The sequence below is a fragment of the Anaerolineae bacterium genome (assembly GCA_016931895.1).
Lineage (GTDB): Bacteria > Chloroflexota > Anaerolineae > 4572-78 > J111 > JAFGNV01.
In genome coordinates, this window is the sequence record JAFGDY010000114.1 from 1 (window position 1) to 15,774 (window position 15,774).

The 15,774-nt window shown below is 55.3% G+C and carries 10 protein-coding genes and 1 other annotated feature; of the genes, 5 read left to right on the top strand and 5 right to left on the bottom strand.

Annotated elements, in window-relative coordinates; translation table 11 throughout:
• Nucleotides 1-275 precede the first annotated feature (275 nt).
• The gene (uvrA, locus tag JW953_08825) at nucleotides 276-3,206 is read left to right on the top strand and encodes an excinuclease ABC subunit UvrA (protein MBN1992799.1); all 2,931 of its coding nucleotides are present in this window, start codon (nucleotides 276-278) and stop codon (nucleotides 3,204-3,206) included.
• A gap of 307 nt (nucleotides 3,207-3,513) precedes the next feature.
• Complete coding sequence (locus JW953_08830; GenBank protein ID MBN1992800.1) at nucleotides 3,514-3,726, top strand: hypothetical protein; 213 nt, start codon at nucleotides 3,514-3,516, stop codon at nucleotides 3,724-3,726.
• An 89-nt stretch (nucleotides 3,727-3,815) separates the two neighbouring features.
• Here the strand turns inward: JW953_08830 and JW953_08835 are convergent, their stop codons facing one another.
• Nucleotides 3,816-5,174 carry a TrpB-like pyridoxal phosphate-dependent enzyme gene (locus JW953_08835; protein MBN1992801.1) on the bottom strand — a complete coding sequence of 453 codons (1,359 nt, stop codon included), beginning with the start codon at nucleotides 5,172-5,174 and terminating at the stop codon, nucleotides 3,816-3,818.
• Nucleotides 5,175-5,249: 75 nt separating this feature from the next.
• Nucleotides 5,250-5,572: a binding site (T-box leader), on the bottom strand.
• A 233-nt stretch (nucleotides 5,573-5,805) separates the two neighbouring features.
• Between JW953_08835 and acnA the strand changes: the two genes are divergently transcribed.
• The 3 genes from acnA (at nucleotide 5,806) to JW953_08850 (ending at nucleotide 10,589) form a co-directional block, all read left to right on the top strand.
• On the top strand, nucleotides 5,806-8,568 hold the full coding sequence (acnA, locus tag JW953_08840) for an aconitate hydratase AcnA (protein ID MBN1992802.1): 2,763 nt from the start codon (nucleotides 5,806-5,808) through the stop codon (nucleotides 8,566-8,568).
• A 61-nt stretch (nucleotides 8,569-8,629) separates the two neighbouring features.
• On the top strand, nucleotides 8,630-9,625 hold the full coding sequence (locus tag JW953_08845; protein MBN1992803.1) for a TerC family protein: 996 nt from the start codon (nucleotides 8,630-8,632) through the stop codon (nucleotides 9,623-9,625).
• Between the two features lie 22 nt (nucleotides 9,626-9,647).
• Nucleotides 9,648-10,589, top strand: a complete 942-nt coding sequence (locus JW953_08850) for a YvcK family protein (protein ID MBN1992804.1) — start codon at nucleotides 9,648-9,650, stop codon at nucleotides 10,587-10,589.
• Nucleotides 10,590-10,594: 5 nt separating this feature from the next.
• Here the strand turns inward: JW953_08850 and JW953_08855 are convergent, their stop codons facing one another.
• From JW953_08855 to JW953_08870, 4 genes are all read right to left on the bottom strand, one after another.
• A complete protein-coding gene (locus tag JW953_08855) occupies nucleotides 10,595-11,845 on the bottom strand; it encodes a hypothetical protein (GenBank protein MBN1992805.1) in 1,251 nt (416 codons plus the stop codon).
• Between the two features lie 19 nt (nucleotides 11,846-11,864).
• On the bottom strand, nucleotides 11,865-13,565 hold the full coding sequence (locus tag JW953_08860; protein ID MBN1992806.1) for a DHA2 family efflux MFS transporter permease subunit: 1,701 nt from the start codon (nucleotides 13,563-13,565) through the stop codon (nucleotides 11,865-11,867).
• A 145-nt stretch (nucleotides 13,566-13,710) separates the two neighbouring features.
• Nucleotides 13,711-14,451: a class I SAM-dependent methyltransferase gene (locus JW953_08865; protein ID MBN1992807.1), complete on the bottom strand. Its 741-nt coding sequence runs from the start codon at nucleotides 14,449-14,451 to the stop codon at nucleotides 13,711-13,713.
• Between the two features lie 22 nt (nucleotides 14,452-14,473).
• Nucleotides 14,474-15,499, bottom strand: coding sequence for a histone deacetylase (locus tag JW953_08870; GenBank protein ID MBN1992808.1), 1,026 nt, complete (start codon nucleotides 15,497-15,499; stop codon nucleotides 14,474-14,476).
• Nucleotides 15,500-15,774 lie beyond the last annotated feature (275 nt).

The following is a 15,774-nucleotide window of genomic DNA, read 5'->3' on the forward strand; positions in this document are numbered from 1 at the left end:
CGGTTTCGAGGAGATTTCTCCCTTCGGTCGAAATGACATATCCGCCATTGTTACTGAAAGTAATGGTTTCAAACTAATCTCAGTATAAATGGTCAACTGCGAAAGTCCTATAAAAAATGAGAAGCAAATTCCTAATTCCTAATTTTCACCCTCCCCTTACTTAAAACCAAAACTTTAGAATAAATCCGGCCAAATGTCATATTTTGATTTTGACCGGAACCTTTTTTGATGGTACAGTAACAGTTTGGTTTTTAATCTGCTTACGGAAACAAGCTATGACCCAAAAGAAACTTATCATTCGCGGCGCCCGCCAGCACAATCTAAAAAACATTGATTTAGAGATTCCCCGCGACCAACTGGTGGTGATTACCGGCCTCTCCGGCAGCGGCAAAAGCAGCCTGGCCTTTGACACCATTTACGCCGAGGGCCAACGCCGCTACGTGGAAAGCCTATCGGCCTATGCCCGCCAATTTTTGGGGCAAATGGACAAACCGGACGTGGACCAAATTGAAGGTTTAAGCCCGGCCATTTCTATTGACCAAAAAGGGGCCAGCCACAATCCCCGCTCCACCGTGGGCACGGTCACCGAAATTTACGACTACCTGCGCTTGCTTTTTGCCCGGATTGGCGCCCCCCACTGCCACCTCTGCGGGCGAGAGGTCAACATCCAAACCACCCAACAAATTGTTGACGCCATTCTGGACAAAGTCGACGGCAGCCGGATCATGCTCCTGGCCCCGCTGGTCAAAGAACGCAAGGGCGAACACAAGGCCGTTTTTGAAGACATTCGTAAAGCCGGCTTTGTGCGGGTGCGGGTAGACGGCCACATTTACGATCTGGACGAAGGCTTTGAACTGGAGCAGTACAAATCGCACACCGTTGAGGCCGTAGTGGACCGGCTGGTGATCCGGCCCACCGGCGGCAATGACGATGCGGCCCGCCTGGCCGACTCGGTGGAAACCGCGCTCAAACTGGGCAACGGCGCTTTGATCGTCAATGATGTCACCAACCCTGAAAAACCCTGGGACCGCCTTTTCAGCGAGCACTTTGCCTGCGTGCATTGCGGCGTCAGCCTGCCGGAGATTGAACCGCGCACCTTCAGCTTTAACAGCCCGCACGGCGCTTGCCCCACCTGCGACGGCTTGGGGGTTAAACTCAAGGTTGACCCCGAGCTGGTGCTGAACCCGGAAAGAACATTGGCCCAGGGCGCTATTAGGCCGTGGGCCAGGCAGAGCCAGCGGCACGATAACGGTTATTACGCCCAATTGATTGCCGCCGTGGCCGAGCACTACAACCTGCCCATGAATACCCCCGTCGGCGAATTCAGCCCCAAGCAAAAAGACGTTCTTCTTTACGGCGGCAAAGCCGGCGATGAAGTGGCCCTCAGCTACCGCAACGCCGAAGGCCAAACGCGCACCTATAGCACCACGTTTGAAGGCGTTATCCCCAATTTGCAGCGCCGTTACAAAGACGCGCTCAAAGCCAACAACAATTACGTGACCATTGAGATTGAACGGTATATGTCTACTCAAAGCTGTCCGGCCTGCGGCGGGCACCGCCTGCGGCCCGAAGCCCTGGCCGTGACGGTGGCCGGGCAAGGCATTCATCAAGTGAGCGACATGGCCGTGACGGATACGCTCCGCTGGTTTAACAACTTAATGGATGAAGGCCAGGCGCACAACGGAAATGAACCGCCGGAAACATCTCTTCCCCCCGCCCTCACCGAACGGCAGCAATTGATCGCCCGCCAAATCGTCAAAGAAATCATCACCCGCCTGCAATTTATGCGCGATGTGGGGCTGGATTACCTGACCCTCAGCCGCTCGGCCACCACCCTCTCCGGCGGTGAATCCCAGCGCATCCGCCTGGCCACGCAGATTGGCTCGCAGTTGATGGGCTGCCTGTATATTTTGGACGAACCCAGCATCGGCCTGCACCAGCGCGACAACCAGCGCCTGATCAATACGCTCAAGGGCATCCGCAACCTGGGCAATACGGTGCTGGTGGTGGAGCACGATGAAGACACCATGCGCAACGCCGATTGGCTGGTGGAAATGGGCCCCGGCGCGGGCAAACTCGGCGGCCAGGTGGTGGCCTCGGCGGAACGAGAGGTTTTTTTGCAAGGCCCGTCGTTAACGGCCCAATACTTGCGCGGCCAAAAATCCATTCCGCTGCCCCCGGCCCGGCGCGAGGGCAACGGCAAAGAGATCACGGTGGTGGGCGCCAGGGAAAACAACCTGAAAAATATTAACGTGTCCTTTCCCCTGGGCAAACTGGTGTGCGTTACCGGCGTCAGCGGCAGCGGCAAAAGCAGCCTGGTGATTGAAATTCTCTACAACAAGCTGGCCCAATTGATGTACCGGGCCAAGGCCGCGCCCGGCAAACACGAAGCCGTTAAAGGCATTGAGTTTGTGGACAAGGTGATTGACATTGACCAAAGCCCCATTGGCCGCACCCCGCGCAGCAACCCGGCCACTTACACCGGCCTGTTTGGCCCCCTGCGCGAACTCTACGCCAGCATGCCGGAAAGCAAAATGCGGGGTTACAAAGCCGGGCGCTTCAGCTTTAACGTGAAGGGCGGCCGGTGCGAAGCCTGCCAGGGCGACGGCATCATCAAAATTGAAATGCAATTTTTGCCCGACGTATACGTGCCCTGCGAGGTGTGCCACGGCAAACGCTACAACCGGGAAACTTTGCAGATCAAGTACAAGGGCAAAACCATCGCCGATGCCCTGGCGATGACCGTGGCCGAGGGCCTGGAATTTTTTTCCAATATCCCCTCTATCCGCAACAAGTTGGAAACCCTGCACGCGGTGGGCCTGGGGTACATCACCCTGGGCCAACCGGCCACCACCCTCTCCGGCGGCGAGGCCCAACGCATTAAACTATCCAAAGAGTTGAGCCGCCGCTCCACGGGCAAAACCCTGTACATCTTGGACGAACCAACCACGGGCCTGCACTTTGCCGACATTGAGCGGCTGCTGGCGGTGTTAAGCCGTTTGGTGGACGGGGGCAATACGGTGGTGGTTATTGAGCACAACCTGGAAGTGATCAAGTGCGCCGATTGGGTGATTGATCTTGGCCCGGAGGGCGGCTACGCCGGCGGGCGCATTGTGGCGGCGGGCACCCCGGAGCAAGTAGCCGCCAATGATGAAAGTTACACGGGGCGGTGGTTGAGCAACGCGCTGAAGAAAATGACCGGCTAATGAAGTTGCTCACTTCATTGCCATAAGATAGTTTTAGCAACTCCTCATTCACTTTCATTCCCCTCTAATGCCAAGTATATCACGCTTGTTTTTGGTTGACAATAAGCCGTTTTTCCAACCTCTAAAGTCTTCAAAATCATCTGCTTTAGTCAGAAATTCAACGGCCAATTGTCAGGTTGTGGTCTGACACTTCCAACCTGAACGTGTTATAGTAAGGCCCAACGCCCGGCCAGAAGTTAAGCTTATTTAGGGGAACTTTCGGGCACAGTTACACGTTTTATACGGCGAGGAGGTTAAAAACCAGACCATGCACCTGCTCCGCAGAATTGCCGTGAGCAACGGCAACAAACAGCGCAAAGAGAAATCCACTGAGGCCATCACTGAAAAGAATCAAGAGACGGTGGTTAGCTGGAACGAGACGCTTGAAGACGAAGTGTGGCAGAAAATTGTGGCCGCCCTGGCCGCGCGGGGTTTGGCGGCGGCCAAAAAAGACTCGGCAGAAAAAAATTGTAATCAATAATTCCTACAACGTTTTCTTGTTCCCAAACTGAGTTTGGGAACAAGAAAACAAGAAAAAAGTAAGCGCCTTGGTCAAAGGAATAAAAGACCTTAGCCTACACTGGGCAAACCGGCCAGGGCCATCGCAATTTCTTCTTCGGGATATTCGTAATCGCGCAGTTTGCCGGCGTGGTAATCCAGGTAGGCCTGCACGTCAAAGTGGCCGTGGCCGGACAGATTGAACAAAATAGTCCGGCTAACGCCTTCTTCTTTGCAGCGATTCGCCTCCGCCACCGCCACCGCAATGGCGTGATTCGACTCGGGCGCGGGCAAAATGCCTTCAGCGCGGGCAAACTGAACCCCGGTCGAGAACGTTACTAATTGGTTAACGGCAGTGGCCTCAATTGCGCCCAGGTTAAGCAAGTGACTCACCAACGGGGCCATGCCGTGGTAGCGCAGGCCGCCGGCGTGAATACCGGCCGGCACAAAGGTGCTGCCCAGAGTATGCATCTTGACCAGCGGCGTCAGGTGAGCCGTGTCGCCAAAATCGTAGGCATACGGGCCTTTGGTCAGGCTGGGGCAGGCGGTGGGTTCTACCGCCACAACCCGCACGTTAGTTTCACCCCGCAGATTGCGCCCCACAAAAGGAAAGACCAACCCGGCAAAGTTGGAGCCGCCGCCGGTGCAGCCAATCACCACGTCGGGATAATCGTCGGCCAGTTTGAATTGCTCCAGCGCCTCCTGCCCCACTACGGTTTGATGCATCAACACGTGGTTGAGCACGCTGCCCAGGCTGTACCGGGTTTCCGGGTCTTTAACGGCCACTTCCACCGCCTCGGAAATGGCAATGCCCAGAGAGCCGGTGGAGTCGGGATGTTCGGCCAAAATAGCCCGGCCGGCCTCGGTTTCGTTGCTGGGGCTGGGCGTTACCGAAGCGCCGTAGGTCTCCATCAAACCACGCCGGTAAGGCTTCTGGTCGTAGCTAACTCGCACCATAAATACTTTGCACTCCAGGCCAAAAAAGGCGCAGGACATGGCCAGGGCCGAACCCCACTGCCCGGCACCGGTTTCGGTGGACAGCTTTTTCACCCCTTCCTGCTTATTAAAGTAAGCCTGGGCTACGGCGGTGTTGGGTTTATGCGAACCGGCCGGGCTGACCCCTTCGTACTTGTAATAGATGCGGGCCGGGGTATCCAGCACTTTTTCCAGCCGCCGCGCCCGGATAAGGGGGGAGGGACGCCAGAGCTGATAAACGTCCAACACCTCTTGGGGTATCTCAATCTCCCGGTCCTGGCTAACCTCTTGCATAATCAAGCCCATGGGGAACAGAGGGGCCAGATCATCCGGGCCAATGGGCTGGCCCGTGCCGGGGTGCATCACCGGCGGAACCGGTTTGGGCAGGTCGGCCTGGATGTTGTACCAGACGCGAGGGATGCGATCTTCGGTTAAAATGTATTTGACAGTGTCCATAAGTTTTCTCCTTTTATTTAGATTAAGTTAATAAAATAAAAAACCTCTCGCCTCTACGAATCTTTGCTAAAGATTCCCAGGGACGAGAGGTTTATCTCCCGCGGTGCCACCCCAGTTAGACTGTCTCACCGGCAAAAAAAACTCTTGTGAAACACAAGAGGTATCCTCGGCCAGCCAGTTTCACTCAACAGATACGCCGCCATAGCCCTCTATGGCCACAACATGAATATCCGGCTCCCAGGTAACGGTGGAGTCTCCGTCGCCGCCTACTCACCGGGCAGGTTTTGGGGGCGCAACTCGCGGGGCCATTCGCCGCTCACGTACGTACCGTACTCACACCAGGCCACGGCTCTCTGAACGCCGTTTGAACGGTTACTTCTCCCGGTCACAGTCTTTAACGATGAGGTTGAGCCGGATTATACCTAAAATTTCACAAAACGCAAAACAAAGAACCAAAAAAGACTCCGCCTCAATCGGCCAACAGCTTAATCTTAATTGGCAATTCCACCCCATGCTGAGTAAAATATACCGGATTGGGAAACGGGTAACGGTAGGCGGGGAAAAACTATGTTCCCTGTTCCCTGCCTACGTCTAATGTTTATCATCTACACACCGACAAGGAGCAAAAGCAATGACGCAACCCACCAGGAACGCTCTAGGTGCGCGGGCCAAATTTAACACCGGCCGCGGCTCGGCCTACCTTTATCGCCTCGACAAATTGGAACAAGAAGGATTGGGCCATATCTCCCGGCTGCCTTTTTCAATAAAAATATTGCTGGAAGCGGTGCTACGTGAGGTGGACGGCTACGTTGTTACCGCGGAAAACGTGCAAAAGTTGGCTGCCTGGAACGCCGCCGCCCCGGCCCCGGACGAAATCCCCTTTAAACCGGCCCGCGTGCTTTTACAGGACTTCACCGGCGTCCCGGTTGTGGTTGACCTGGCCGCCATGCGCTCGGCCATGGCCCGCATGGGCGGCAATCCGCAAAAAATTAATCCCGTGGTGCCGGTCAACCTGGTGATTGACCACTCGGTGCAGGTGGACGTGTTTGGCCGGAGCATTGCCCTGGAGCGTAACTCGGAGATTGAGTTTGAGCGCAACCGGGAGCGATACGAGTTTTTGCGCTGGGGCCAGCAGGCCTTTGCCAACTTCAGCGTGGTGCCGCCGGCCAGCGGCATTGTGCATCAGGTCAATCTGGAATACCTGGCTAAAGGCGTTTGGACGCGCCCGGAAGAGGACGGCCTGGTGGTTTACCCCGACAGCCTGGTGGGCACCGACAGCCACACCACCATGATTAACGGCCTGGGCATTGTGGGTTGGGGAGTGGGCGGGATTGAGGCCGAAGCCGTGATGCTGGGCCAGCCCATTTATATGCTCACCCCAGCAGTGATTGGCTTTAAACTGACCGGCCAATTGCGCGAGGGCGTGACCGCCACCGACCTGACCCTGACCGTGGTGCAGCTGCTGCGCCAAAAAGGCGTGGTCGGCAAATTTGTGGAATTTTACGGCCCCGGCCTGAGCCAGATGACCCTGCCCGACCGGGCCACCATTGCCAACATGGCCCCCGAATATGGCGCGACTATGGGCTTTTTCCCCACGGATGCCGAGTCGCTTAATTACCTGCGCCGCACCGGCCGCCCGCCGGAATTGGTTGAGTTGGTGGAGCGCTACAGCAAAGAACAGGGCCTTTTCCGCGCCGATACCACGCCCGAACCCAAATTTACCGACACCCTGGCCCTTGATTTAGGCGACGTGACGCCCAGCCTGGCCGGGCCAAAACGTCCCCAGGATCGGGTGGCCCTGGCGGAGATGAAAACAGCCTTCCACGCGGCGCTGACCCATCCGGTTGGGCCGCAAGGTTATGGCCTGGCCGAGACTGCCCTGCAACGCACGGGCTTAATTCGTAGGAAGGGCGACCGACGGGGCATCCCTTCAGAGGAAATCAAACACGGCGCGGTAGTGCTGGCGGCCATCACTTCTTGCACCAACACCAGCAACCCTTCGGTGATGTTGGGAGCGGGCATTTTGGCCAAAAAAGCGGTTGAGCGAGGTTTGACCGTGCCCGCTTATGTTAAAACCAGCCTGGCCCCCGGCTCCAAAGTGGTCACCCATTATCTCAATGAGGCCAGCTTAACCCCTTACCTGGAACAACTGGGGTTTTATACCGTAGGCTATGGCTGCACCACATGTATTGGCAATAGCGGCCCGCTGCCGGACGAGGTGGTTCAGGCCATTACCACCGGCGATTTGATTGTGGCCGGGGTGCTCAGCGGCAACCGCAACTTTGAAGGGCGGATTCACCCCTACATCAAAGCCAATTACCTGGCCTCCCCGCCGCTGGTGGTGGCCTACGCTCTGGCCGGAACCGTGGCTATTGACCTGACCACCGAGCCGCTGGGCGCAGATAAAAACGGCCGGCCGGTTTATCTTAAAGACATCTGGCCTACCCACGCCGAAATCGCCGCCGAATTTGACCAGGCCCTTAATCCTGATACGTTCCGGCGAGAGTACGGCGGCATCGAGCGCAGCAATCCGCGCTGGAACGAAATTCCCATCACCGAGGGCGCGCTCTACGAGTGGTACGAGTGGTCAACCTATATCCAGGAACCGCCTTTTTTCATGGAGATGAGGCCCAACCCCAACCCCATTCAATCCATTCAAACGGCCAGGGTGCTGGTGAAAGTGGGCGACTCGGTGACCACCGACCACATTTCCCCGGCCGGCGCTATCCCGGCGGAGATGCCCGCCGGGCAATATTTGCAGGATCACGATGTAGCGCCCCAAGAGTTCAACTCGTTTGGCTCGCGGCGCGGCAACGACCGGGTGATGACGCGGGGCACGTTTGGCAATATCCGCCTGCGCAACCAGTTGGCGCCCGGCACCGAAGGCGGCTGGACCACCTACCTGCCCACGGGCCAGGTAATGCCCATTTTTGACGCCAGCGAAAAATACCGGGCCGCTGGCGTGTCGCTGCTGGTGATTGCCGGAAAGGAGTACGGCACGGGTTCCAGCCGGGATTGGGCGGCCAAAGGAGCGCAACTGTTGGGGGTCAAAGCGGTGCTGGCCGAAAGTTTTGAGCGCATCCATCGCAGCAATCTGGTGGGCATGGGGGTGCTGCCGCTGCAATTCAAACCTGGCCAAAACGCCAAGAGCCTGGGCCTGACGGGTCAAGAAAATTATACCATCCACCTTGATGACAACCTGCAACCCCGCCAGGAGGTGCAGGTTGATGTGACCGGCGCTGATGGCGCCACCCGGGCCATCACAATGATGTGCCGGGTGGACACGCCGGTGGAGGTGGACTATTACCGTAACGGAGGGATTTTACAGACGGTATTGCGGAACTTTTTAAAAGAAGTAGGATTTACGCAAATCGTTGATGCATTCCAGAGGTGACAGTCACTTTGTAAGTGACTGTCACCTCTGGAACGTGCGTAAGTCCTAAGAAGGATAAAGTATGGACGCCCAACTTTTCATCTGGATTGGTTTCAATATTTTTGTAATTATAATGTTGGTTATTGACCTGAAAGTATTTCACCGCGAGGCCCATGAAATTTCGGTGAAAGAGGCGCTCATCTGGAGCGCGGTCTGGATTGCCCTGGCCCTCTTGTTTAATGTGATTATCTATTTTTGGCGCGGGCCAACCTCGGCGCTGGAATATTTAACCGGCTACCTCATCGAGAAATCGTTGAGCGTGGATAATCTGTTTGTCTTTTTGATGATTTTTGCCTACTTTGGCGTGGCCTCACGTTACCAGCATAACGTGCTGTTCTGGGGCATTTTGGGCGCGTTGATTATGCGGGCGCTTTTTATCGCTGCGGGCATTACTTTAATTCAACGCTTTGAATGGGTCATCTTTATTTTTGGCGCGTTTCTCATTTACACCGGCATCAAGTTGGCCCTGGAAAAAGACAAAGAAGTTGAGCCGGACAAAAATCCGGTGCTTAAACTGGTGCGCCGTTTTTTGCCGGTTACCAACACCCTTGAAGGGCAAAACTTTTTTGTGCGGCAGGCTGGCCGCTCAATGGCTACTCCTCTCTTTATTGTGCTAATTGCCATTGAAACCACCGACGTGATTTTTGCCCTGGATTCCATCCCCGCCATCCTGGCCATCACCACCGACCCCTTTATTGTCTACACCTCAAACGTATTTGCCATTTTGGGCTTGCGGGCGCTCTATTTTGCCCTGGCCGGGATTATGCGGATGTTTTATTATCTGCATTACGGCCTGTCTGTTATTTTGGTGTTTGTGGGCGTTAAGATGATCATCTCCAAAATCCACGAGGTGCCGCTGATAGGCCACTTTTTCACCGACTTTCATATTCCCGTTGGCGTGGCGCTGGGCGTGGTGGGCGGCATTTTGGTGATTTCAGTTATTGCCTCAATTTTTTGGCCGTTCAGGGTAGAGGAGGCTCATTTAATCTACCCCGGTGAAAAGTGGGAAACGAAATAACCTGTGGAATAAAAAACCCAAAATGAGCAATAAATTTACCGGCCACGTGGTGGCCCTTACCGGCGGCGGGGACGGAGCCAAACTGGCGCATGGCCTGGCCCAAATTTTGCCGCCGGAACAATTAACCATCATCGTCAATACCGGCGATGATTTTGAGCACCTGGGGCTACGCCTCTCCCCCGACTTGGATAAAGTGATGTACACCCTGGCCGGGTTAGGCAATCCGGCCATTGAGGGCCTCAAGAACGAAAGCTGGAACATGATGGCGGCGCTGGCGCGTTACAGCGGCCCCACCTGGTATCAACTTGGCGACCGTGACCTGGCGACTCAGTTATTACGTAATTACTGGCTACGCGAAGGGTATCCCCTGAACTGGATCACCAAAGAGTTGAGCCGCCGGTTGGGCGTGCGCCATACGCTCCTGCCCATGAGCGAAGATGCCGTGCAGACCCTCATTCAAACGCCCAAAGGAGAACTGGGGGTAAAGGCGTATTTGGCCCAAAAACCAACGCCGCCGGAGGTAACAGGGGTGCGGTTTGCCGGAGCGGCCGAAGCCCAACCCAGCCGCGAGGTGCTGCACGCGCTCCGCGAAGCCAAAGTCATTGTCTTTTGCCCCGGCCACCCCCTGCTGAGTTTTGGGCCGCTGCTGGCCATGCCCAACGTGCCGCGAATCCTGGCCGCCAGCCGGGCCGCCAAAATTGGGGTGGCGGGAATGGGGGGAGAACAGATAGATGAGGCTGTAGCCAAAATTATGGCCGCAGCGGGTCTGGAAGTTTCGGTGGGGGGGATGGCCCGCTATTTAAGAGAGGTTTTAACCGGCTTTGTGCTTGACCACGGGGATGAAAAATACCAGGACGCATTGACCGACCTGGGCCTGCGCGCCCTGATGACCGGCGCCCTGATGCAGAATAATGAGGAGCGAATCAGGTTAGCGCAAGAAGTTTTGGATTTTGCCACAGGATAGGATTGTTAGTCCGCCGTTTCCACCGCCAAACAGTTGACAATGAGCGGTTCCTCGATATTGAGGATAGGCACCATGTAGTTGCCCAGGCGAATGGCTATGTAGGCGCTTTCGCCGCCGTCAAAACGCATGGCCCGGTCCATTTTGATGCCCCATGTTTCGCCCAGGTTGATGATGTTTTCGGCGTGCTCGTCAATGGTCAGCCCAAAAGAAGCGGTTAAAAATAAATATTTGCGGTCCTCGGAAACAGCCGCCGAGATTTTGGCCCAGGGCGTGGTTTCGTAATAATCCAGGCTGTCCGGGTCAAACCATTCTTCCTTGGGGTTAAAGTTATAGGCCCCATCCCAAATAAAAATCGGCCCGCCGCCCCAGGAAACGGTGGCGGGGTCGTACTCCGCGCGGTCGCGCAGCACGTCAATATCAAAGCGGCCATCGCGCCGGAACAGGGCGGCCCGGCCCAGGTGAAAAAACCAGTCCTGGCCGGTTTCGGTTTTGTTGCTGCCGTTCAGGCCGTGATAATCGGCGTCAATCACTACCAATGATTTGGGGGAAAGGCAGTAGGAGGGGGTGATTAACGTGCCGCGTTCGGCGTTGGGGATGATGTTGCGCAGCGCGTAGCCAGGCTCCTCCAGGTCAATGACCACGTGATGCACGCTGTTGAACACAATATAAACAATGCCCGGCGCAATCTGGTAGGGCGCTTGCGAGAGGGCAATGGCGCGGAGCTGGTTCAGGGTGGCCCGGTCGGCGGCGATGAGCCGGTTCAAGTCTGTTTCAGAAAGTTGCTCATTTTTGGGGCACTCCGGGCAGCGGCGCCGGGCCGGCGGGTTGTGCATGAGCAGGATATTGTAACTATATTCAACCGTGGGCAGCGCCCTGGCCTTGAGGCCACAACCGGCGGCGTTACATTTGGCCAGGTTCAAGGTGGGGGTAGGCGTGACCGTGGGGGAGGGAGTGTTTGTGGGCGTGGAAGTAGAGGTTGGGGTGCGGGTGGCGGTGGGCGTGGAAGTAGAGGTTGGGGTGGCCGTGGCAATGGGCGTGGGAGTAGGGGTGCAGGTGGCGGTGGGCGTGGAGGTAGGGGTAGGCGTAGGGGAAATAATGGCGGCCTGCACCACTTGCGCCACAGCCTGGCCCGTGGTGGCCGAAACGGATAAGGTGTGGGCCACTGCCGTCAGAACAAGGGCCGTTAAAACACCCACCACCAGGGCGATTACTTCGGAATTAAAAGGTTGGCGATTATCTTGTGGACGACGACGCATTGACTCTCTAGCCCCGGCCTCATGGCTCATATTCAGTCGACTCATACCATTCGGCATAATGACTATGGCCGTTGACTCCCGGCAGTTGGGCCTCCACGCCGGCATGGTCATAACGTGACAGGTCAGGCAGAGCCGGTTCCAGCTCGGGCCAGGGGAGCATCTCGCCTTCGTGGTAGTGAACAATCCGGTTGCTGATGGTGAAGGCTGAAATCACGGCGCTGCCGAGGGCCAGCACGCCGCACAAACCCATCATCCACCGAAAAGCATCAACAAAGGCTATGTCAATAACGGTTTCAATGGCCGCGGTCAGCTCGTAAGAGAGGCCGGAGGGAGGCTCCGCGCCGCCTAAATCCAGGGCTTCCTCGGCCAAAGTCAAACGATGCTGCTCTGAAAGGGGAATGGATACAGAATATTCTTGCAGCGATGCCCCAAATTGAAGCACCATTACCGCCCCCAGCATGGCTACCGCTAACATGGTGGCCACGCGGGAAGCGGCATTACTGACCCCGGAGGCCAGGCCGGAAAGATGGGTGGGCACAGCGCCCAGGGCGACGGCGGTGAGGGGGGCCACGGTAATGCCCAGGCCCAGGCCAAAAACAACGGTGGCCGGCAAAAAGTCCAGCCCATCGGCGGCCACCCCGGGCAGCATGTACATAAAAAAGCCAACGGCAATAATTACCGGGCCAATAATCATCGGCAGCCGGGGCCCCACTTTATCGGCAAAAACACCCGATCTGCGTGACAAGAGAAATAGCAAGACAATGATGGGCATAAAGGCCAGGCCGGCCTGGGTAGCGGTAAATTTTTGAATTTGCTGCAAGTTGAGGGTCAGGAAGAAAAATACCCCGCTCATGGCAAAGTACAACACAAAAGTAACCAATGTAATCCCGCTAAAAGTGCGATGTTTGAAGAGGGAAAAAGGAATCATGGGGTGTTTGGCTTTGTTTTCAACCACTACAAAACCAAGCAAACAAACCAGACTGACGGCAATGGAAATCCACACCAACGGGTCTGCCCAACCGCGCCGGGGGCCTTCGATCAGGCCAAAAATCAGGCCGCCCAGGCCCGCTGTGATCAAGCCAGCCCCCGGCCAATCCTGGCTTTCGGGTATCGTGTCGCTCTTACTTTCGGGCACAAAATGCCAGGTAATCAGAAGGGCGGCCAGGCCCACTGGCAAATTAATGTAAAAAGCGGCCCGCCAGGAAACATTATCCACTAACCAGCCGCCCAACAGCGGGCCGGCGGCCGTAGCCAGAGGCGTAAACGCCGACCAGGTGCCCACGTTTTTGCCGCGTTCTGCGGGGGGAAAGCTGGCGTTCAAGATGGCCAGGCTGCCGGGCAACATCACCGCGCCGGAGATACCTTGCACTATCCGGGCCACAATGAGTTGATTAAACGCTGTGGCCATGCCACATGCCACCGAAGCCGTGGTAAAGCCGGCCAGGCCCACCATAAACAGTTTTTTGCGCCCATAACGGTCGCTTAAAGAGCCGGCTACCAGGATAGGCACGGTTAATGACAGAATGTAAATATCAATCAGCCATTGCAGGTTGCTCATTGAGGCTCTAAAATCTTTTTGGATTTGGGGGAGGGCTACCGTAATAATTGTGCCATCCAGATACACCAAACCCGCCCCAATAATCGTTGCGGCCAAAATGAGATAACCCTGCCGGCGGGTAAATTCCGGCAAAGCTGCTTTTTTAGCTCGGGTAACTTTCACAATATTTTCTGTTGCCAAACGTAATGAAACGCAAGGAGAAAATCAAAACCCTTGCGTCTTTGCCTTAAAATTGGGATCAAGATTTGCGGCCAGACCCAAAATCAAACGGGAAGAAATTAGAAAGAAATTGGGCTACCTTCTAATTTTAATCCTCCGGCATTTTGGTGCCCCAACCGTATAAAAAGAAATTGTCGGTTTTTTTGACCGTTACCGGGATATTGTGCGCCCCAAATCGCTCCACCAATTCGTGGGGGTCATAAAAAACTTTGACAATCTCAAACTCACGATTGTTGCTCAAACGACGACGAATGGTAATTTGCCTACTTTTACCAAGACCGGCGGCCTGTTCACGGAGAATCAAATCTTGGGTTTGGCCCCTGGCCGTAGCCGAGGGTTTTAATAAGGAGTCGACAAAAAAGATTTTTCCCTCCGGCTTTAACGCCCCGACCAGCGTGCCAATGAATTCATAGAGTTGAGAAGGCGGCACGTGAGACAACCAGAAACCCATAAAAGCGGCGTCGTAGGCCATCACCGGCTGCCAATAAAAAAGATCGGTGAGCACGTAAGTGACCTTGTTACTCTGCAACCGGCTACGGTTCAGTTCAAGCATTTCCTGGGAACTGTCAATGGCGGTAATATGATCGGCCAGGGAAAGTAACTCATGGGTCCAGATACCGGTGCCGGCGGCAATATCTACAATGTGGCCGCCGAGATTGGCCTTTTGCAGCGCATGGCACACTTCGTTGATTTCCGTCTGCCATTGTTGGGTATGCTCCGGCCCCCGGTCGTAATTTTCTCGCCGGTAGAACCAGTCGTCATACTCTTGGGCGCGCGCCTGGTAATATGCTTTCTGCTCCATCAAGATTGAGTGCAAGTCTTCGGTCACAAATCTCTCCCTTTCTTGGCCTCTAAAGATCGTGGATTTGTTTCAGTTGGGCAATCAGTTTAGATACGTCTGCTTCGGCCCACATTGACGCTCCCAGGCCGTCGTTATAATCCGAATTTTTCAGCAGCGTTCTGAATACATTACCCACCCCCGGGGCCAGTACTTCTAAATCATAACCGCCTTCCAGGGTAAAAACAATTCGGCCCTGGCAAAGTTCGTCGGCCAGGTTCACCAGATTTTGACACAGCCAGTAGTAACCACCTAAACTCAACTCAATGTTGGCCAGGGGGTCTTTCCAATGGCAATCAAAACCAATAGACACCAGAATCAATTCCGGCTTAAAGTGGCGCAGCATAGGAAACACAATCTCGCCGTAAAGTCGCTTAAAGCCCTCGTCGCCGGTTTTGGCCCGCAGGGGTATATTTACCTTTGTGCCCTGGGCGTCGCCGATGCCGGTATCGGTAACATCCCCGCTGCCGGGATAAAAAGGGTATTGATGGCTAGAAACAAAGAACACCGCCGGATCCTCATTTAATATAGCCTGGGTGCCGTTGCCGTGATGAACGTCAAAATCAACAATGGCCACCCGCTGCAAGCCCCCATCTCGACAAGCGGCGCGGGCCGCAAGGGCAATGTTGCCAAAAAGGCAAAACCCCATGGCCCGGTCAGGGGTAGCGTGATGTCCGGGCGGGCGAATCAAGGCAAAACCGTTGTCCAGTTCGCCCTTCAGCACCGCCATGGTTAAATCTATCAATCCCCCCACCGCGTAAATTGCGGCCTGGTAAGAGAATTCATTGGTATAGGTGTCCGGGTCTAACATGCCGCCGCCGTTGCGGCAAATTTTTTCAACCCGGTCTATGTAATCGGGCCGGTGGCCATACATTAATTCCTCACGGGTGGCGGGGCGAGCCGGAATAAGGATCAATTTAGACAAAATTTCCTGTTTGGCCAAATAGTCCATGACCGCCCGGAGCCGGTAAGCATTTTCTGGATGGCCGGGAAAATCATGTTTGGTAAAGATCTCGTCGAAAACATAGCCGGTGGGCATAAACACAGCTCCATTGCGAATATCAAAATACTAACTTGGGCATGGTATCACAAGCTTGGTCAGATGCAAAATCAAAAGGGTGTGTTCAAAATGAACGTTCGGTTGCTCCAATTAATAAGTAAAGTCTTGGGCGAATTCCCAAAAAGTTGTATAATTCCCAGAGCCTGTCAATTGGAAGGAGTCTCCCCAAAAATGGAAATTGTGCAAACCTTTGCCCAGAAAGTGATGGGCAACGTAGAAAAAGTGATCATCGGCAAACACCAGGCCGTGGAAGA

Coding starts and splice junctions, on each gene's coding strand:
- uvrA (MBN1992799.1), top strand. CDS start 276: ATGACCCAAAAGAAACTTATCATTCGCGGCGCCCGCCAGCACAATCTA.
- JW953_08830 (MBN1992800.1), top strand. CDS start 3,514: ATGCACCTGCTCCGCAGAATTGCCGTGAGCAACGGCAACAAACAGCGC.
- JW953_08835 (MBN1992801.1), bottom strand. CDS start 5,174: ATGGACACTGTCAAATACATTTTAACCGAAGATCGCATCCCTCGCGTC.
- acnA (MBN1992802.1), top strand. CDS start 5,806: ATGACGCAACCCACCAGGAACGCTCTAGGTGCGCGGGCCAAATTTAAC.
- JW953_08845 (MBN1992803.1), top strand. CDS start 8,630: ATGGACGCCCAACTTTTCATCTGGATTGGTTTCAATATTTTTGTAATT.
- JW953_08850 (MBN1992804.1), top strand. CDS start 9,648: ATGAGCAATAAATTTACCGGCCACGTGGTGGCCCTTACCGGCGGCGGG.
- JW953_08855 (MBN1992805.1), bottom strand. CDS start 11,845: ATGCGTCGTCGTCCACAAGATAATCGCCAACCTTTTAATTCCGAAGTA.
- JW953_08870 (MBN1992808.1), bottom strand. CDS start 15,499: ATGCCCACCGGCTATGTTTTCGACGAGATCTTTACCAAACATGATTTT.